This window comes from Epilithonimonas xixisoli (assembly GCF_004365655.1).
Classification (GTDB): Bacteria; Bacteroidota; Bacteroidia; order Flavobacteriales; family Weeksellaceae; genus Epilithonimonas; species Epilithonimonas xixisoli.
Window position 1 is genome coordinate 222287 of sequence record NZ_SOEO01000003.1, and the last position, 18736, is coordinate 241022.

Genomic DNA, 18736 nt, shown 5'->3' on the forward strand with positions numbered 1-18736 from the left:
AGTCTATAAAGCCACCATCTCCGTCACTTCAACATCATAACCAGAAATAATTGGTTTGATGCTAGGATTCTGTGTGATCACTTTAAATTTATTAATACCCAGATCCTTCAATATCTGCGTTCCAATTCCATAATCGCGGAAGTTTGGGGCAATGGTAGGAAGTTCGCTCGTTCCATCCTGATAATTCAGGAAATGCTGAAGTTTACTCAATGTATTTTCTTTGTTCGAAACATTATTAATGAAAACCACCGCACCTTTTCCTTCAGAATTGATGAGATCCACAACACGTTGCATCAACGGATGTTCGCCATTAGAAAGTCTGCTCAAAACATCGAAATAAGAACTCGAAGATTGAACTCTCACAAGCACGGATTCGTCTGGCGTCCAAGTTCCCGTCGTCAAAGCAAAATGAATCTGCTCCGTCGGCTTTTCCTCAAAAACATAAAACTTGAAATCCCCGAAATGTGTCTTTATATCACGCTCCTCGATTCTTTCTACAAGGTCGCCCTGTCTCAGTCTGTAGTGGATGAGGTCTTCTATGGAAACGACTTTTAGGTTGTGTTTCTTTCCGAATTCCAAAAGATCTGGAAGCCTCGCCATATCGCCATCGTCTTTCATAATTTCACAGATTACGCCACCTTCTTTTAGTCCGGCTAATCTTGTCAAATCAATGGCAGCTTCTGTATGTCCTGCTCTTTTTAAAACACCGCCTTCTTTTGCACGAAGTGGGAAGATGTGTCCAGGTCTCATCAGATCGCCAGGTTTGGTGTTCTGATCCATAATGGCCAAGATCGTTTTTGCACGGTCACCGGCAGAGATTCCGGTTGTAGCACCTTTTCCAAGCAAATCCACAGAAACCGTAAACGCCGTTTCTTTCGGATCCGTAGAATTGGCAACCATCGAGTTAAGTTCCAGTTCGTCACATCTCTTTTCGGTCAGCGGCATACAGATCAAACCTCTTGCGTGGATCGTCATAAAGTTGATGATCTCCGTCGTGGTCAGTTCTGCAGCAGCAAGAAGGTCGCCTTCGTTCTCACGATCCTCGTCATCTACCACGATGATCATTTTCCCGTTTTTGAGGTCTTCTATGGCTTCCGCTATCGTATTAAGTTGGATCTTATCCATTGTACTAAAATTTTTTTGCAAAGATACTTATTTAGAACCTAAATAAAGATTGTAAAAATCGATTAAAGATATGCAAAACCTGTATATTTTTGAGGAGCCGGGAACCTGCTGTCCATTGCAATTCCTCGCGCCAGGCTTTGTCCATCGCTTGCTGTGGGATTTCCATTACCATCAGGGCTAGGAGACGTTTGGCCTATCAATCAACATTTTACAAAGGCTAAAAAAAAATTTTGAAATAAAGGGCCATTAAAATTTGAAATTAGAAAAATTTCATTAAATTTGCACTCCAACAAAATGGTGCTTTGGCCGAGCGGCTAGGCAGTGGTCTGCAACACCATCTACAGCGGTTCGAATCCGCTAGGCACCTCACTGGTAAACCCTAATTCATTTATTATCAATGTTTTAGGGTTTTTTGTTTGCTGATAATTCCAACCAAATTCCAACCATTTGAAAAAAGTGTGTTTTATTTCTTTTTTATGGACTCCGAAAATTCCGAAACATATTGAAACATTATTACATCAGTTAATTGTTAGATTTGTCTAACTTTTTATATTTTACTCACGGGTGTACAGATAGTGGAATATAGATAATTACATCAAAAAAGACCGTTCAAAATCTTCAATACTTGTATTTTCTTTTTGTCCTATCAGTTTCATTAACTTCAAATATCTTTTTGTTGGTTTTCCGTTGTAATGTGTTTTAAAATGTTTGCTGTACAATTGTTGATAAACCTCATCATTTAGCATAATTCCAAACATTTTGCTCCATTCTCGCATTTTCTTAGATTCTAATTGTTTTTCGTACATTAAATTTGGATTGGCGGAACGGTGTACAAAATAACCATTTATCAAATGTAGTTTTCTGCAAACTCTTCCTGTCTTTGGACAAACAAAAAACCATATTTTGCCTTTTCCTAAATTGGATGGCTTTGTTATAAGTAGGGCGGTGTAGTTGATTTTATCTACATCTCTATATGTGTAATCAAATGTAATTATGCCGTTATTTTGTTCTGTTTTAATCGAGACAGATATTGAACCGTTATTTTGATTAGTACTTTGGTTTGTCCAATTAATAGATGTACTAATGAAACTATCTGGATTTAATATTTTCATTCGTTTAAGGTCTGTAATTGAAATCATTTTTAATCTTTCAATCTCTGTTGGATAGGTGGCGTATTTTCCCATAATTGGAACTGTTTTAAACCTAAATTATTAGGGAACTTGAAAATAGATTCAATTTGATTATAAGTTAGGAAATTAATTAAAAAAGAAATTTAACTGTTTAGATAATCTTAGTATTTTTGAAAAAACTTTACACTATGAAAAAAATACTTTACTTTTTATTGCTCTGTTCTTCATTTGTTTTCTCTCAAGAGCAATTATCTTTTGAAAAGATTGTTGTTGTTGATTCTACAATTACCAAAGAACAACTTTTCAATCGAGTTAACAATAAACTAATTTTAATATTTGGTAGTAACTTTAAGTTTGAAAGAGATGTTGTTATATCTGATAAATCGCAAGGTATTATTAAGGTTAAATTTTCAAAACCATATCCTGAGGAGGGTTTCAATAGTTTTGCTGGTGGTTACGTGGAATTTTTTATGACGTTTTTATTCAAAGATGGCAGATCTAAAATATCTTTAACAGACTTTAGGCATAGTAGTAATGCCAGTATGGGTGTAGTATTAAACACCGATTTATATCCCTACAATAATTATAAAATGTTTAAAAAAACTGCAGATAAGAATTGGTTAAAGTTGCGAAAATTTATTGATAGTTATCAAACTGAGTTATTTCAAATCGGTGAAAATTTGGTGAAAAAACCTGCTGAAACAGAGTCTAATTGGTAAAATCTTTAAAATATCTACCTATCTGTTCGTGCGTATAAATTGACAAGTTAATTATTGGTTTTTTATCTAATTTTTAAATACTAATATTGCTAACCGTCAATTAAAATCGATTTCCATCTGTAAGTCATTATAATTCCTTTTATCAAATCTCTTTCGGCTGTGTTTTGGGTTGTGTATTGGGTTCGTTTTTGTGTTTCTAATGTTGTGAGCGATGTAATAAATTTGGCTGTCTGTATCTCGAATTTTCATCTTCTCAGACAAAAATCTATTTTCGAGGTCTTTGTAAATATTAGGTTCAAATTCTTTGTAATATTTCAAACCTCCAAAACACAAAAATTTACTCCCTTTTCTCTGCATAGAAATATCCAATTCAGTCACTAAACAAACTCTGTTATTTTCGTTAGGTGGTGCATATTCCAAGTTTATCAGTTGGATGGGTGTTTGTGGTAAAACTTCTTTTCTCGTGTTAATAGGGTTTCCCTGTGTGGAATTTGCACCACTTTGGTAAGAATTGAGTTTGTCAATAATTTGTAGTTTGATGAGGTTGTGCAGATTGTTTTTCCCTTTCAGTAATCTGTAATATTTTTCTTTGTACCGATTGAATTTATTTCGGTTTGAATCATTCTTTAAATCATCCCAAAAATCAATTTTATTTCCATTTCTGATAAATTGTACCTCATCGGTTTTTAAGTTGCTGAAATCAGGCGTTTGATTGATTAATAGAACATCTTCCCATTCGTCTAATATTGTTTGAGTGAGTATGTTGTAAATGTCAAGTTTTGTCAAGTCGTCTGCATTCCAGATTCCATAATTTTTAATATTCTTTGCCTCTTTACTCTTCACTTCAAAACGGAAAGTATTTGGATTGATACCATACTGTGGGAACTCTAAAAACTGCAATCCTTTGGCGTACGCCTTTATTTGTTTGTAATTGGTTGCATCTGTTTTTTTGAAATAGGGAAACGCCCCAGTTTTGAAAGGTGTTTTTTTGCAGAAATACAATCCATCAATCAAATTTTTAATATCAGTTTCGGGAATGATATTTAAACCAAATTCAATATTCACTACTTTCAGCTCGTTGTATTCTTGTTGTTCTATTCCCAAATAGTTCAGAATCTCAATAATTGTTTTAATGCTATTTTCGGGCGTGAAATCGTTGCCGTTGTGCTGGTATTGGTTAAAATGATAATGTGGACTTACATTAATCTCCAAATGTCCATAACCAATTACATTTCCGTTCTCTACTGCCTTGCGAAAATCCAAACTCAATTTTACTCCGTGCGTTCTATGTTTCAAAGAATGATAATAGTTTGTTTTTGGTCTGCATACTACAAAATCAGGATGCAATAACATCCTGTTTATTATCTCAATATCTGTAACGGAAAACTTTGTATTGTCTAACATTTGCCTATATTTGCTCTGTTGTAATGGTTGCCACTATTACACATTTGAACAATTAGGGAGCGGTTTTAATCGTTCCCTTTTTCGTTCATATCGTTTAACATTACTTTGATGATTTCCTTTACTATTATCGTGCGGTCTGCTATGATGAATGGATAGAACTGCGGACAAATGCGGATATAAATTGTTTCCCAATCTTCGGGGATGAATGCGACAAACAGAGATTTTTTTTCCTTTACTTGTAAATCTGCATAGTAAAATCCCTTTGTTCCTGCTGGGCGTAATCCTGTAATGGTGCATTTGCTCCAGTTGGATGTATCTCGAATTTTTAAAAAGTTGTCCGCTCCTATGGTAGAATTATGACCGTTGTTTTTCTCGGTGCGTATCAGTTCGGAAAATGCTATCTTTTCGTAATTGGATAGTCTGTATTGCCTGAATGTTTTTTTAACCTCATCTAGGGTGTAGAACATCGGATAATGGTCGGGTGTGTAAGTGGTTGCCGTTTTCATATTAACTCAATTTGTTTTGGTTAATAATCTGCTCCACTTCGTTGCGTTTGAAGTACACACGGTTGCCAAATCCATAACTCGGAATCATTTTTTCCTTGCGCCATCTGTGAAGTGTGGATAGGTCGATTTTGAGAAGTTTGCAGACTTCGGAACGTGTGAGGTATTCCGTTGGTTGGATGGGTTGGAATTGGGCGGAAAGTTGCGCCTTCAATTCAGGTATCAAAGAATTTTTTAATTCTGTGATGAGGTCGGTCGGGTTTGTGCCGATAAATTGGATTGTACTCATTTGCAATATCTTTTGTTTGTTATTGATATTGCAAAGGTGGGAATGAGTTGTTCGGCTAATATTCCGCAGATATTAGTTTTTTATTCGGATACTACGGAATAAGTTTATTTTTTGGAATTGTTGTAATTGAGTGCGAGGTTTTCGAGTTGCGTTAAATGTTTTTGTGTACCCATTGATATTTCACGGTTGAGGTAATCAAAATTAAACAAGTCTTTTATCAGATTCTTATACGCTCTATGTTCAATGTTGTAATCTCTTCCCTCGTTTAGAAATCTATAAATTTGATTGTATTTTGTAAGTTCATTAAATCTTATACCTGATGAAGTAAAATTATCTGAAAGATATTTTAATAAATCAATATCAATTTGGTTTTGTTTGAGCGCAGAATTTTTGTTTTGAGTAATTTCGCCAGTATCTACAATTTTATTTATTATTTTTTCGGGTGTGTTTATTTTTTTATTTATTAGATTCTTTAAACTGTATAAGTTATAAAACTCAAAAGGAAAAAGTAATTCTTCCTTATTCAGAATTTTAGCGTCACCAACAATTCCGTTTGGCGTTATCTTGTGATAAGGAATTTCAAGACCTTTATTATTTCTTTCTTCAATTGCATTATCAATATCTTCGGGGGTAAATTCTGATTCCTTTTCGTCACGTTCTACAAATAGATAATAATCTAAATCATATAGAATTGACCGTAAAATATCAATGTCAAAATTGTGAGATAGTTCCTTTAATTTCATCAAAATATCAGTACGTCCAAAATCTTCATCCTTTACTTTATCAAAGAAATCATAAATTGTTTGCGTCTTTACGTGCAAAGCTTCATAATTCTTAGTGATATTATGTTCAATTTCAATATTTTGAGTTTGATTGGTGTTGTTTTGAAATTTAAATAAATTAATTTTCTCCCTATCAGTTTCATTCTCTAAAAATTCTATGATTTTATCTAATTCCAGAATCTTCGAAAATGTGTTTAAGTGCAAAATCATAAGTGCTGATTTATCAAACTCACTTCCATCTAGTTCATAATTTTCTAATGCTGTATCTTTACATAATATTCTAAATAAATCATTAAATACCTCTTCGTTAGGCGAACTAATAAATTCCTTAAATTCTTTGTAGATTTTAAGTTGCTGGTTACTGTACCACAATAATGTCCCTCTACTAGATTGTACATTTTCAAAATCAATTAAATAATTCTCTTTAAAATCCGTGTAGTACAGATATTTCGGTATCTCCATATTTTGAACATTTGTAAGTGGTTGCCTTTTTGGTTAATTTCTTTGAAACATTGAGTTGTGAAACATAAAAATATTTTCCAACCATCTGATATAAACTTGTTTTTGTGTACTTATTGGCTGTTGTAATAAATTCGAAAATGGACGTTTCCAACTTTCCAAATATCCTATTTTAAACGGAATGTCAGTATTAACAATTATTTCAAAATCTACATCATCCATTTGTTTTATTTCTTTTTCTATTCTCTCAAATTTCCTTTGATATTCATAGGGAGTATATTTTCGGTAAACGTCAGGGATAACTTTTTCCATAATTTTACTTTATCCCACTTTCAAACTCAATCCCAATGCATTGATGATTTGGGTAAAATTAGAAATCTGCAAATCTGTTTTGCCTTGTTCTATTTTGGCAATGTAGGCACGCTCTTTTCCTATTTTGTCGGCAAGTTCCTGCTGGGTTAGTTTTTGCTCCTTTCGGGTTTCTTTTATCAGTTCTCCGTAGTAGTAGGCTAGTGCCTTTGCAGAAAACGCTTCACGTTCGGGCGTGCCGTGTTTACCATATTTTTCGGTTAAATAGTCGTTTGCGGTTGGTAGTTCTCTTTTTATTTTTTCTATGTCTAATTTTGGTCTGTCCATTTTTCTAAAATTTTAATTGCCTTTTTTATTTCTTTGTCGTAGTCTTTTGTTGCCTTTTTCATAAATCCCGAAATCAATAAAATGGTTGTTGCCTGATTGATGTTTTCGTGGTCGATAGAAAAAGTTAATATCCGATATTCGTTTTCTGTTTGTATTCTCAATTCATACAAATTTGTATTCGTGAGTTTCTTGATTATTTTATTATTTATAACTGTTTGCGTTTCCAAAATATCAAAAACATAAAGGATTTTGTTTCTAAGTCTTTCGTTTGAATTTTCTACAAACTCATCAAATTCGGGTGTTCTAAATAATATTCTCATATCAATTACTATGCAAATGTAACAAATTAATTACATTCTGTTTTTAAGATATTTTCTGGTTTGATAGTTTTTTGAAAGTCTTTGCGGTCTGCATTGCCCAATCGTCTGCGGTTCTGCCTATATAGTTCAGAAACATATTTTCTGTTTTATGTCCTGTGATACTCATCAATTGAGGTGTGGTAAATTCTTTATTCCCGTAGAAATTGGTAGCAAACGAACGTCTGCAAACGTGGGAACTTACCAAATTGTATTTTTCCGTTTCTACAATTTCGTTTTTCTTTTTGTCTTCGTTGTACACTTTGCCTTTTATCATTTCGTCAATTCCTGCAAGTTCGCAAACCTTTTTGATGTAGCGGTTAAACAGTACGGCGTTGGAATCAAAATTAATGGCAAGTATTGGCGGAAAATCTCCGTTGTATTTCTGCAAAATGGTTTCCACCTCATCGTGGATTGGTATCACAACTTTTTCACCTGTTTTCTGCTGTTTAATCTCAATGAATCGGAATGTGTTCCCCTCGCTATCGGTTTTGGTGTAAATCATTCGTTTGTTCATCCTCAAAAGGTCTGAAACTCTCTGTCCAAGATAACAACCAAGTACCAACCAATCTCGGGCAATATTCCAATCCGTATTGAGTGTAGTAACATTTTTTATTTTCTCAATCTCATCAAAGGAAAGGAAAACTTTGTACTCTGTGTTGGTTGTTCCTGTACTGAATCCTCTAATGGAATAGTGAATAGATTTGCCATTTTGTTCAGCATCAAACAAAACTGTTTTCAGATTTTTAATAAATCTTACGGCTGTGGTTTCCATCAAATTGCAATCTGTGATGAGATAGTTTTTGAAATCAATTAAGATTTTGGAACTCACATCCTGCAATAGAAAGATTTTCTTTTTCTTCTTTTGATAAGATAGAAAACGGTCTTTCAGGTTGTTGTACTTTTTTAAAGTGGATTCTGTATAGGATGCCGTACTGCGTTTGAAGTCTGTGAAGTTTTGCAGATAGTTTATGAAAACAGTATCATCTTCTTTTATCTCTATGCGATTGTAGAATTTATCAATCTTTTCAGCTAACCAATCTTTTGAGAAAATAACGCCTTTGGAATAATCGGAATTATATTCTTTCAAAACAAAGGTTTCCAACTCATTTAGCTCTGTGTAAAGTATTTTGAACTCTGGTTGGGTTTGGATAGGTCGGGATGTTTTTACGCTCCAGTATTTCGGATTGATGATTTTCCCTGTTTTGATTTGGAAAACATTATCTCTATCAATTGAAAAACGGATATAGATTTGAGCGTTCTCGGTTTTGTGTAAAACCCGAAATTTAACGGTTGCCATATTTGAAATTTTTGAACAATCAAATGTACAAAATCCGTTGGAATTAATTCCAACCAAATTCCAACCGTTCTGAAATTTAGTAAAACGCTATGCACTTACATACCATTGTAGAGTACTATAAATAAAGGGTTTGCGGTGTATTTTTAAGTTTTACGAAAATGCTATAAAACTCGTTTGTCGGGTACGCTAGGCACCTCAATGGTAAACCCTAATTCATTTATTGACAATGTTTTAGGGTTTTTTATTTTTGTTATGTTTGAAATTTGAGCATAAAAATTCTTTGGAAACAAAATAAAATAGGGAGACCAACTAAGCGTCCCCCTACTTATTCTTAAAAAAAACTATATAAGTGTGAATGGTATTTGTTCATAAACAATTATGTTGCCAAACATATTTTCTCAAATAAAATAAATTTCCCAAAACTCAAATTTATTTCAATCCAGTTTTTGTTTTAAATTTTAAAAATCGATTCACAAATTTTGTCGATCTTATTAAATTTATGCTTTACATAATAAAAGCTTAAGTTTATTTAGTTTTTCATTATCCTGTTTAACTGTTAAAGTTTCCCTTTTGTAAGGAAAATCGATTCGTTTAAGATTTTTGGCAACGATTTTGTAATGTAGTACTTACCTATTTATAATCACAAAACATTTTCACAATATGGAAGCCACAGAACTTAGACTCAACAATTTGGTCATCTATGAAGATGAGATCGTACCAGTAATCGGGATGGAAAATAAACACAATGGTCTTTTTGTAAAGATTGATTCCTTCACTGCGGTAGATCAAAGAAAGCTAAAACCGATTGCACTTACGGCAGAATGGTTTTCAAAATTGGGATTCAAGGAAGTGTATCGTTCATCTACTAGAGTGCGATTCGACCTTCCGAATTTTTGCAGATATGATTTTGACCTTAGTTCAAACAAAATTCTTGAAGGATTTTTGTTCTTTGGAAATTACATCAAATGCACCCATCTTCATCAATTACAAAATATCTATTTCACGCTCACAGGCGAGGAATTGAAAGTTGAACACAATCTTACACAAAAAGAGATTGTAGCTTAAAAAATAAAAAACCTGATTTGCAAAAACGAATCAGGTTTTTTTATATCTGAATTTAATGAAAGTAAAAATCTAGGTTCTGGCTTCTAACTTCTCACATCTTTCCTTACTTTTGTCTAAAATTATTCAGAATTGAAAACCCATTTCATTGCTATTGGCGGTTCTGCGATGCACAATCTTGCCATTGCGCTCAAAGATAAAGGCTATCAGGTCACAGGCTCAGATGATGCTATTTTCGAACCTTCAAAATCCAGATTGGACAAAAAAGGAATTCTTCCCGCAGAATTGGGCTGGTTTCCGGAAAAACTGACTTCGGATATTGATGCCGTAATTCTCGGAATGCACGCTCACGCAGACAATCCTGAGCTCGCAAAAGCAAAAGAATTAGGTTTGAAAATCTATTCTTATCCGGAATTTCTCTACGAACAATCCAAAGAAAAAACCAGAGTTGTCATCGGCGGTTCCCACGGGAAAACCACGATCACATCGATTATTCTTCACGTTCTAAATTTCCATCAGAAAGATATCGATTATATGGTCGGCGCCCAATTGGAAGGATTCGATTGTATGGTGAAAATTACGGATGACAATGATTTTATGATTCTCGAAGGCGACGAGTATTTGTCTTCTCCGGTTGATTTGCGTTCCAAATTTTTACTCTATCAACCCAATATCGCTTTGGTTTCCGGCATTGCTTGGGACCACATCAATGTTTTCAAAACCTTTGATGATTACATTGAGCAATTCAGAAAATTTGTGGCGAGCATCACGCCTGGAGGCGTTTTGGTTTATAACGAAGAAGATGCTGAAGTTGTTAAAGTAGTTGAAGAAGCCGAAAATTATTTCAGAAAAATCCCATACAAAACGCCAGCTTACAAAATAGAAAATAGAATTGTCAATCTGAAAACCGATATGGGCGATATTCCATTATCTGTTTTCGGAAAACACAACTTGCTGAATATGGAAGGTGCGAGATTCATCTGTTCGCAACTGGGCATTATGGAAGAAGAATTCTACGAAGCGATTATGAGTTTCAAAGGCGCTTCTAAACGTCTCGAAGTTGTCAAAAGAGCCGATGGAGGTTTGCTTTACAAAGATTTCGCACACGCACCAAGCAAAGTAAAAGCGACTGTTTCCGCATTTGCAGAACAGTTTGAAAAAACCGAAACGTTTGGATTTTTAGAATTGCACACGTACTCAAGTTTGAATCCGGTTTTCCTGGAGCAATACGACCACGCAATGGATGGTTTGGATAATGCGGTAGTTTTCTATTCCGAAGATGCTTTGAAAATCAAAAGAATGGACCCGATTTCTCCGGATTTGATTAAGGAAAAATTCAAAAATGAAAACCTGAAAGTCTTTACCAGTGCAGAAGACCTTCACGCATACTGGGAAACTTTGGACAAATCGAAAGGCGCTTTTGTAATGATGAGTTCCGGTAATTTCGGAGGTTTGGATTTGACGAAATAAATTAAATAATAATGAAACGGTTATTAAAGTTTGTTTTAATTTTAGTTGTTTTTGTGAGTTGTTCAACGGATAATTTTTATGAAACAAAAAGAACATTACAAACTGATAAAACTGATTATAAAATTGGAGAAAAAATTAGTTTGATTTTGAAAATTCAACCTGAAAAATCTGAAAAACTAATAAAAATTTACAGGAATTATCAAAACTTACAGGTTTCTTTTTCTTTGCTAAATTATGATGTTCACAATTCAAATGGGAAGATTGAGAAGAGAGAAAATGTACCAAATTCTGAAATTGAATCAATAACAATTACCAAACATAAGCCTTTTGAAAAAACCTTTGCTGGAAATATTATTGACAATGCGGATTCTGTGAAAATTGAATTTTTAGAATTAAATACTTCTGCAAACTTTGCAAAGAAAGATTTGATAAATGGTAAAGTCAGAATTCACGGATTGTGCATTCCAATTAACCCAGAGGCTGGTGCATCTTTAGAAGAGTATTTTGATATTGTTGATGTAAAAATTCACTGATGAATTACTAATTTTCCCAATAATAATTTCAAAGTCCCATTACCGACCAATCCTTCATTCCGAAACAAAACTTTCCCATTTCTATCAATCAAAATCCAACTTGGATAAACTTGTTTTTTGTTTGATGAAATCTCAACCGCCAATTCGTGAATCCCAGAATTTCCATTCGAAATATAATTGTAATTTTCACCAAAAAATTTAATCGATTCTTTGTTTTTTTCAGGATTAAAAGTGATAAAATAAACCTTGTCATTCATCAGATTTTTCAACTCCAAATCCTTCTCCACTTGATATTTCTGAATTTTACAAATCGAACACCAATCAGTTTTCATATAAATCAAAATTGGCTTGTCCAACTTTTTCGGTAAACTTTCAAATCCATAATTCTTCACTTCCTGTGAATTAAAAATTCCGGAAATCATTAATAATATGAAAGTCAATATTTTCATTAATCTAACTTCTAAAATCTAATTTCTAATCTCTACCTAATTTGGTATCTAATCCCCAAAAACGTCCGAATTCCCTGCATCGGCGCATAGCCATAAGTCGTATCAAAAGTGTGACCGTAAGGATTGCTCGCAACATCATCCACTTGATTGTCAAATGGGTCAAACGGACGAAGAATTGGATTTTTCGGTGTGAAATTTAATAGATTTCTTACGCCTCCATAAATCTCAAAACCATTTTCAAATTTCTTAGTCAGCTGAATATTCATCAACGTAAACCAAGGCGAATATTCCGGTCGGAAATCATCTGGAACAGTTGGCAATCGCATTGGGCCGTAGAATTGTCCCGTCAAATCCATCGAAAATTTATTAGCAAATTGATAACTCAAATTGTAAGTTCCGCTCCACTTCGGCGCGTGCAATTGCTGGATTCTCTCGCCTTCATTTTCCTGATAAACATCCATATAAGTCAATCCAAACATTAGCTGAATAGGCAAACTCCAATTCGTGCTAATGTCTGCTGAAATTCCTCTCGAAATCGCGTGTCCAGCCAAATTATCATAAATGATTTTATCCGGCTCCGAATCAAAATCGCCCACAATCTTATTGTTGAAATAAGAGTAAAATCCGTTCACATCCACGTTAATAAAATAATCTTGGATTGGAATTTTCATCAGATAACTCAAATTTGTATTCAAGGATTTTTCCGGCTTCAAATCATCTGCAATCACCACTTCCCGCGAACCAGTCAACGCCGCGTGGTCTTCTGTGAAAAGATTCACCACACGGAAACCTGTTCCAAAACTAAATCTCAAAGTATGGTAAGGGTTTGGCTCAAATTTCCAAGCCACTCTCGGGGAATGCACAGATTTGTGAATCTTGTGATAATCATATCGGTAACCCAAAAGCAAGGTGTTTTTATCATTAATTTCCAATTCGTCTTCTACATAAAATCCTAAAATTGGTGATTTCATCGGTTGATTTTCACCTTCAGAATTTGCTGTTCCAGGCGTATTGTCATCGTAGAAAGTCGATTTCGAAGTCGTTCCGCTTTTCAAAAGATGTTTGCCCAACTGCTTTTCCCAATTCATTTGTAGAAACAAAACTTTTTGAGTCGCCAAGTAAGAAGTGTTCCCGTAAAACGAACTCTGATGATGGTAATTGTAAGAATATTGAAGCAAAAATTTCTCCTTCAAAGGTAATTGATAAATTCCAAAAAACTCAAATCGGTTGGTGTAAATGCTTTCGCCGTAAACATCATTAGAACCTCGGTTTCGCTTTTGCCACTGCATTTCGCCACCAAATCTATCTTCACAAAAATACCTCAAAGCAAAACTCGCCTGTCGATTTTCTTTTCTTTTGAAATTCCATTTGTTGAAAATTGAGATTCTGTTTTGCAAAGGCGTGTCTGTGAAATTATCTTTATTCTGGTCAATTCTGTTTCCGAAATAGAAATAATTAAGACTCAACAAACTGGAAAAATTCTTGTTATCAAACATTTTTTTCGCAATATCAAGATTGATTTCACCTTGGTTTCCAGTCATCACATCGGTCGCAAAATCCGGCGCCTGCAAAGCATTTTTGGTAATGATATTAATGACGCCACCCATTGCTTCCGAACCGTAAATAGACGAAGCCGGACCTTTCGTTACCTCAATTCTATCAATCAAACTATTCGGAATTCCACTGAGTCCGTAAACTGTGGAAAGTGAACTGACAATGGGCATTCCATCAATCAAAATCATCGTGTAAGCGCCTTCCAAACCGTTGATGTGAATGTCGCCCGTATTACAAACCGCACAATTCAGCTGAGGTTTCACACCGTTGACCATCGCAATCGCTTCAAACATATTAGACGTTGGATTTTTCCTGAAAAATTGTTGCGAGTAAACATCTGTCGAAATCGGGCTGTTCAATTTCTGCACGGGAAATTGGGTGATTGTGACTTCGTCAATATCGTTTGATTTCTTCAAAGTGTCAATGGACGCGGTTAAGGAATCTTGCCGAATAGTTTCCACTACCTTCAAAGTGTCCACGGAAGAATTTAAAGAATCTTTCGGAATAGATTCAATTTGCGCATTAATTAAAACCGAAAATAAACTGAGTATGATGTAAAGTAATTTCATTAAAACAAAAATGTTAGACAAAGCTAACAATTTTATTAGAAATAAAAAATTTACTTTGGTTTTAATTTCTCGCACACAAAAAAAACTCATCAAAAAAATGATGAGTTTAATATTAATTGTCTAAAATCTAAAATCTAGATTCTAACATCTTTTCTAATCTCTTCTGCTCAAAAATATTCTCAGAATATACCAGAACAAAAGCATTATGGATGAGAATAATTGTAAAGCTGCGCCCACATATTGCCCTTTCGAGTATTGGTTTTTGATGTTATAAGTCTCATACAAAATACTCGCACTTGCCAACGCAACCATCGCCAAGGAGAACCAAAGTCCAAGATTGAACCCGAAAATTGCGCCAACCACAATCACGCCCAACGCTACAAATCCACCAATCACGATGATGTTTCTAAGGAAAGAAAAATCCTTGTTTGTAAGGAAAACTGCCGCCGTCAATCCAGCAAACATAAAAACTGTTACCAACGCTGCTTGCGTGATGATTTCTGGTGCGTACAAAGTTGCGATGCCCAACATCGGGAGAAAAATCACGGCTTGTATCAAAACAAACAATCCCAATCCCAGATATTGCGTCGTTTTTGAAACCGAGAACGACAATTTGGTTGCCAACATAGACACCATCCAAAACACACCGATGATGAGTAACCACGTGTATTTTCCAGACATCATAGACAATATCATTTCCATCGGAACCACTTTCAGCAAGATGCTTTCCACCGCTCCGAACGCCAAAATCGCCAATGCGACGTGCATATAAGTTTTTCTGTAAAATTCTGCTCTTTCGACTTCCGAAATCTCAGAAACCATTAATGAATCATTCATTTGTAAAAATTTTAATAATCTCAAAGATAACATTTTCTAATAAAAACGAATCTTAAGACTTTCATAATTATTTTTCAGGAGCCGGGAACCGGCTTTCCGTTGCAATTCCTCGCGCCTTGCTTTTCCCATCGCCTGCTGTGGGATTTCCACTGCAATCAGGGCTATGGGTTTCAGCATAAAAACAACAGTGTTCCTAAAAACATATTTTGTCATTCAGTAGGAATCTAGACTGCTGAGATTCCTACGGAATGACAAAGATTGTGTTTAATCTTACCTGAGCGAAGCGCCTTTATCTCAAAATAGTTATTTTTTTAATGGAATCGATGAATCTTTGATTTGCGAACCTTAAAGTGTTTTCAATAATTTCAAAAAAATCTTTGCGCTCTTTGCGTTAAAATCTAAGTGTCAGAAAAAAATATTACATTTGAGAAAAGCCAAATCCAACAAAATGAGATACGTTCAGTTAGGTAAGATTCCACCAAAAAGACACACGGTTTTCAAATCCGAACAAGACCAATTCTATTACGAGCAACTCTTTGGAACAGAGGGTTTTCACGGCATTGCATCGTTGTTGTATCACACGCATCGCCCGACTCAAATCAAATCCATTGGCGAAGCAAAAGACGTGACACCGAAAATCGCAGTCGAGAAAAACGTCACGCCAAGAATGATAAAAGGCGCAAAAGTGACCGCCGAAGATGACTTTTTGGAAAGCCGAAAGGTTCTGATGCTAAACAACGATTTGAAAATGGGTCTGGCAAAACCAAGAAAATCACCAGACTATTTTTATAAAAATGCAGAATGCGACGAGTTACTTTTCGTTCACGCCGGAAAAGGAATTCTGAAAACAATGCTCGGAAATATTGAGTTTTCTGTCGGCGATTATCTCATCATTCCGAGAGGAACAATTCATCAGCTAGAATTGGAATCTGAAGAAAACGTTTTCCTATTCATAGAAGCGCATTCCCCGATTTACACACCAAAACGTTACCGAAACGAATTCGGACAATTGCTGGAACATTCGCCTTTTTGCGAGCGTGATATTGTTCCGCCAACTTTCGTAGAACCGAAAAATGAGAAAGGCGATTTTCTCATCAAAGTCAAAAAGGAAAATCAAATGACGGATTTCATTTATGCCACTCATCCCTTTGATGTGGTTGGTTGGGACGGTTATTTTTATCCTTACAAATTCAATATCAAGAACTTCGAACCGATTACGGGGAGAATTCATCAACCGCCTCCGGTTCATCAGAACTTCGAAGCGCATAACTTTGTGGTTTGTTCTTTCGTGGCGAGAATGTACGATTATCATCCTCAGGCAATTCCTGCGCCGTACAACCATTCAAACATCGATTCCGATGAGGTTTTGTTTTATACAGAAGGCGATTTTATGAGCAGAAACCACGTGGATTTGATGGATTTTTCACTTCACCCTGGCGGAATTGTTCACGGCCCGCATCCAGGCGCGATGGAACGAAGCATCGGCAAAAAATCTACGGATGAATATGCGGTAATGGTTGACCCATTCCGACCTTTCAAACTGACGGAAGAAGCGATAAAAGTGGAAGACCCGAGTTACAAGACGAGTTGGTTGGAAGATTAATTTTAAATATAATTTCTTATATGTCCGATTTCGATTACTTGATAAATTATGCCCAAAATACATTTGGATTGGATGATGCTGACGTTAAAAGAATCGATGATTATTTTGAAATTCAAACGCCTAAAAAGAACGAAATTATACTTAATTCTGGAGAAGTTTGCAAAAATATTTATTTTGTCAAAAAAGGAATTCTAAGAACTTTCCATATCAATTCCAACGGAACGGAATTCACAAGATTGATTGTGAAAGAAAATCAGTTTTGTACGGTTTTGATTAGTTTCCAAGAGAAGATGGCTTCGCCGGCTTTTATTCAGGCTTTGGAAGATTGTGTTTTGTTCAGAATTTCTCAGGAGAATTTTCTTAGATTTGTTTCTCAATCCGAGAATGCAAAGAAAATCTACACAACTATTTTGGAAGAATTTCAGAATTTTCAAATCAAAAGATTGGAGTTTCTCACGCAATATTCTCCTCAAGAAAAAACTGAAATTTTCATTAAGGAAAATCCAGAATTAGAATCCCGAATCACAGACAAAATTATAGCGTCTTATCTACAAATTACGCCGGAAACTTACTCCCGATGTAAGAAAAAGTTGGAGTCTTGATTTGAATCAATTTTTTGAATGTGTAATTTCTTCAAATTTGATGAAAATTACACTTATGAAAACAATTTTGACTTTTATGATTTTGTTGCTTGGTTTTAATTTTAACCTTGCTCAGCAAAAAAAGATTGACAGCAGTTTTACCAAAGAAAAACATTTGAAATCCTACAAGCCATTGATGAAAACGGCTAATATCCTTTTGGCTTCGGGAGGCGGATTGATGCTGATTGGTGGGATTCTGATTGCAACTGATAATTCGGAAGATAATGGTTGGATTACAATTATTTCAGGACAAGAATTTGCAGGTGTGATGGTTATAATTGCTGGAATTATTACAGCTTCAGTTTCAATTCCGTTTTACATTACGGCTTATGTGAAAAAGCGTAAGTTAAAATTGTCTCCCGCAATTACTTACGAATATCAAAAGAATATGCAGATTCCAATTACTAATTTTGGGCTTGCTATCAATTTTTAAAAATGAGAAGCTAACATTTTTGTTAGCTTTTCGATTTTAAGTGAAATCCACATTTACCACTATCGTTTTTCTGTCTTTCAAAAAATGGATAAATAGATGTCTATCTTCCTCTCCAATAATTTTTCTTTCAAAAACTTTATTACCATTTTCAATTGATTCTTTTAGCGCATTGTCATTTTGTAATTCCTTGAGTAATTTACTGTAATCCGATAGAGATAATTCAATAATTGATTTGGAAAAGTAATCGCCGTGAAAATCTGGATAGCTTGAACTCTTAAATTTTATTTCTGCTGATTTAGGAATTTTTTGTTTTGTAACATATTCAAATTCATTATAATAAAAGCTTTTTGGTGGGTAAACCGCAGTGTATGAAAAATAGAAAGAAAGTAATGCAGAAGAAATGAATAAGTATAATACAAGCATATTATTGCTTAAATATTTCGATTGTATGTCAAATATATTTCGAATGTATTTCAATATTAAATATGGAATGATTATGAATACAGAAAAAATCAAAAATATAAAAATGAATAGAACTGTAATTACAATATGGTGATAGTCATTTAGATTTTCCATATCAATTCCCAGCAATCGGACTTCCAAAAATCCCAACCGCCATTTCTGCCCAAATTAGCATTAACAAAGCAACAATTCCCAAAACCAAAATCAATCTCGATTTGAAAGTTTTTACTTTTTTCAAAACAAAATCAAGCGTGAAAACGGTTGCAAACAGCAAGATTCCCATAATTACAAAATCGGACAAAGTCCAATTGACTTCTTTTGTAAACTGCATCGCAATCAATGGAATGCTCAATAAAACAAACGGAATTGAAAATAGAAGTACGCTTCTTTGATTAGTTGTTATCATAATTTTAAAGTTTA

The 18736-nt window shown here is 34.5% G+C and carries 23 protein-coding genes and 1 tRNA gene; 8 read left to right on the forward strand and 16 right to left on the reverse strand.

What is annotated here, in order from left to right; all coding sequences use genetic code 11:
• Positions 1 to 3: 3 nt before the first annotated feature.
• Together ribB and B0I22_RS16165 are read right to left on the reverse strand one after the other, a co-directional pair.
• Complete coding sequence (gene ribB, locus B0I22_RS13005) at positions 4 to 1125, reverse strand: 3,4-dihydroxy-2-butanone-4-phosphate synthase (RefSeq protein WP_133945576.1); 1122 nt, start codon at positions 1123 to 1125, stop codon at positions 4 to 6.
• Positions 1126 to 1187: 62 nt separating this feature from the next.
• Positions 1188 to 1325 carry a hypothetical protein gene (locus B0I22_RS16165; protein WP_166668237.1) on the reverse strand — a complete coding sequence of 46 codons (138 nt, stop codon included), beginning with the start codon at positions 1323 to 1325 and terminating at the stop codon, positions 1188 to 1190.
• 96 nt (positions 1326 to 1421) lie between these two features.
• On the opposite strand from B0I22_RS16165, the gene B0I22_RS13010 reads away from it, so the two are divergent.
• Positions 1422 to 1492: transfer RNA gene (locus tag B0I22_RS13010), tRNA-Cys, on the forward strand.
• 223 nt (positions 1493 to 1715) lie between these two features.
• Here B0I22_RS13010 and B0I22_RS13015 read toward each other — a convergent pair.
• Positions 1716 to 2309, reverse strand: a complete 594-nt coding sequence (locus B0I22_RS13015) for a hypothetical protein (RefSeq protein ID WP_133945578.1) — start codon at positions 2307 to 2309, stop codon at positions 1716 to 1718.
• A 134-nt stretch (positions 2310 to 2443) separates the two neighbouring features.
• On the opposite strand from B0I22_RS13015, the gene B0I22_RS13020 reads away from it, so the two are divergent.
• Positions 2444 to 2974, forward strand: a complete 531-nt coding sequence (locus B0I22_RS13020; protein WP_133945579.1) for a DUF4468 domain-containing protein — start codon at positions 2444 to 2446, stop codon at positions 2972 to 2974.
• Positions 2975 to 3070: 96 nt separating this feature from the next.
• Here the strand turns inward: B0I22_RS13020 and B0I22_RS13025 are convergent, their stop codons facing one another.
• The 8 genes from B0I22_RS13025 to B0I22_RS13060 all read right to left on the reverse strand — a co-directional run bounded on the left by B0I22_RS13025 (position 3071) and on the right by B0I22_RS13060 (position 8703).
• Entirely contained in the window at positions 3071 to 4378 is a 1308-nt protein-coding gene (locus B0I22_RS13025) for a hypothetical protein (RefSeq protein ID WP_133945581.1), read from the reverse strand.
• A 65-nt stretch (positions 4379 to 4443) separates the two neighbouring features.
• On the reverse strand, positions 4444 to 4884 hold the full coding sequence (locus B0I22_RS13030; RefSeq protein ID WP_133945583.1) for a hypothetical protein: 441 nt from the start codon (positions 4882 to 4884) through the stop codon (positions 4444 to 4446).
• A 1-nt stretch (position 4885) separates the two neighbouring features.
• Entirely contained in the window at positions 4886 to 5170 is a 285-nt protein-coding gene (locus B0I22_RS13035) for a helix-turn-helix domain-containing protein (protein WP_133945585.1), read from the reverse strand.
• A 104-nt stretch (positions 5171 to 5274) separates the two neighbouring features.
• The gene (locus tag B0I22_RS13040; protein ID WP_133945587.1) at positions 5275 to 6414 is read right to left on the reverse strand and encodes a hypothetical protein; all 1140 of its coding nucleotides are present in this window, start codon (positions 6412 to 6414) and stop codon (positions 5275 to 5277) included.
• A gap of 33 nt (positions 6415 to 6447) precedes the next feature.
• A complete protein-coding gene (locus tag B0I22_RS13045; RefSeq protein WP_133945588.1) occupies positions 6448 to 6723 on the reverse strand; it encodes a hypothetical protein in 276 nt (91 codons plus the stop codon).
• Positions 6724 to 6732: 9 nt separating this feature from the next.
• Positions 6733 to 7047: a helix-turn-helix domain-containing protein gene (locus B0I22_RS13050; protein WP_133945590.1), complete on the reverse strand. Its 315-nt coding sequence runs from the start codon at positions 7045 to 7047 to the stop codon at positions 6733 to 6735.
• A complete protein-coding gene (locus tag B0I22_RS13055; RefSeq protein WP_133945592.1) occupies positions 7029 to 7367 on the reverse strand; it encodes a type II toxin-antitoxin system RelE/ParE family toxin in 339 nt (112 codons plus the stop codon). The genes B0I22_RS13050 and B0I22_RS13055 overlap by 19 nt, the downstream gene beginning before the upstream one ends.
• A gap of 43 nt (positions 7368 to 7410) precedes the next feature.
• The gene (locus B0I22_RS13060; protein WP_133945593.1) at positions 7411 to 8703 is read right to left on the reverse strand and encodes a tyrosine-type recombinase/integrase; all 1293 of its coding nucleotides are present in this window, start codon (positions 8701 to 8703) and stop codon (positions 7411 to 7413) included.
• A 660-nt stretch (positions 8704 to 9363) separates the two neighbouring features.
• Between B0I22_RS13060 and B0I22_RS13065 the strand changes: the two genes are divergently transcribed.
• The 3 genes from B0I22_RS13065 to B0I22_RS13075 all read left to right on the forward strand — a co-directional run bounded on the left by B0I22_RS13065 (position 9364) and on the right by B0I22_RS13075 (position 11768).
• Positions 9364 to 9768 carry a hypothetical protein gene (locus B0I22_RS13065; RefSeq protein ID WP_133945595.1) on the forward strand — a complete coding sequence of 135 codons (405 nt, stop codon included), beginning with the start codon at positions 9364 to 9366 and terminating at the stop codon, positions 9766 to 9768.
• A gap of 129 nt (positions 9769 to 9897) precedes the next feature.
• Positions 9898 to 11235, forward strand: coding sequence for a UDP-N-acetylmuramate--L-alanine ligase (locus tag B0I22_RS13070; RefSeq protein WP_133945597.1), 1338 nt, complete (start codon positions 9898 to 9900; stop codon positions 11233 to 11235).
• A gap of 11 nt (positions 11236 to 11246) precedes the next feature.
• Positions 11247 to 11768, forward strand: a complete 522-nt coding sequence (locus tag B0I22_RS13075; RefSeq protein ID WP_133945599.1) for a phage tail protein — start codon at positions 11247 to 11249, stop codon at positions 11766 to 11768.
• On the opposite strand, the gene B0I22_RS13080 is transcribed toward B0I22_RS13075, so the two are convergent.
• The 3 genes from B0I22_RS13080 to B0I22_RS13090 form a co-directional block, all read right to left on the reverse strand.
• A complete protein-coding gene (locus B0I22_RS13080) occupies positions 11762 to 12217 on the reverse strand; it encodes a thioredoxin family protein (protein ID WP_133945601.1) in 456 nt (151 codons plus the stop codon). The two genes, B0I22_RS13075 and B0I22_RS13080, sit on opposite strands and share 7 nt — an antisense overlap.
• A 32-nt stretch (positions 12218 to 12249) precedes the next feature.
• Complete coding sequence (locus tag B0I22_RS13085; protein WP_133945603.1) at positions 12250 to 14340, reverse strand: TonB-dependent receptor plug domain-containing protein; 2091 nt, start codon at positions 14338 to 14340, stop codon at positions 12250 to 12252.
• A 153-nt stretch (positions 14341 to 14493) separates the two neighbouring features.
• Positions 14494 to 15177 (reverse strand): Bax inhibitor-1/YccA family protein, encoded by a 684-nt coding sequence (locus B0I22_RS13090; protein ID WP_133945605.1) that lies wholly within the window; start codon positions 15175 to 15177, stop codon positions 14494 to 14496.
• A gap of 448 nt (positions 15178 to 15625) precedes the next feature.
• On the opposite strand from B0I22_RS13090, the gene B0I22_RS13095 reads away from it, so the two are divergent.
• Genes B0I22_RS13095 through B0I22_RS13105 form a run of 3 tightly spaced genes read left to right on the forward strand, consistent with a single transcriptional unit; the run spans position 15626 to position 17854 of the window.
• Complete coding sequence (locus B0I22_RS13095; RefSeq protein WP_133945607.1) at positions 15626 to 16780, forward strand: homogentisate 1,2-dioxygenase; 1155 nt, start codon at positions 15626 to 15628, stop codon at positions 16778 to 16780.
• A 20-nt stretch (positions 16781 to 16800) separates the two neighbouring features.
• Positions 16801 to 17382, forward strand: a complete 582-nt coding sequence (locus B0I22_RS13100) for a Crp/Fnr family transcriptional regulator (protein ID WP_133945609.1) — start codon at positions 16801 to 16803, stop codon at positions 17380 to 17382.
• Positions 17383 to 17437: 55 nt separating this feature from the next.
• Complete coding sequence (locus tag B0I22_RS13105) at positions 17438 to 17854, forward strand: hypothetical protein (protein WP_133945610.1); 417 nt, start codon at positions 17438 to 17440, stop codon at positions 17852 to 17854.
• A gap of 36 nt (positions 17855 to 17890) precedes the next feature.
• Here B0I22_RS13105 and B0I22_RS13110 read toward each other — a convergent pair whose 3' ends face one another.
• Positions 17891 to 18331, reverse strand: coding sequence for a hypothetical protein (locus B0I22_RS13110; protein ID WP_166668238.1), 441 nt, complete (start codon positions 18329 to 18331; stop codon positions 17891 to 17893).
• A gap of 100 nt (positions 18332 to 18431) precedes the next feature.
• Positions 18432 to 18722 (reverse strand): hypothetical protein, encoded by a 291-nt coding sequence (locus tag B0I22_RS13115; protein ID WP_133945614.1) that lies wholly within the window; start codon positions 18720 to 18722, stop codon positions 18432 to 18434.
• Positions 18723 to 18736: the final 14 nt, after the last annotated feature.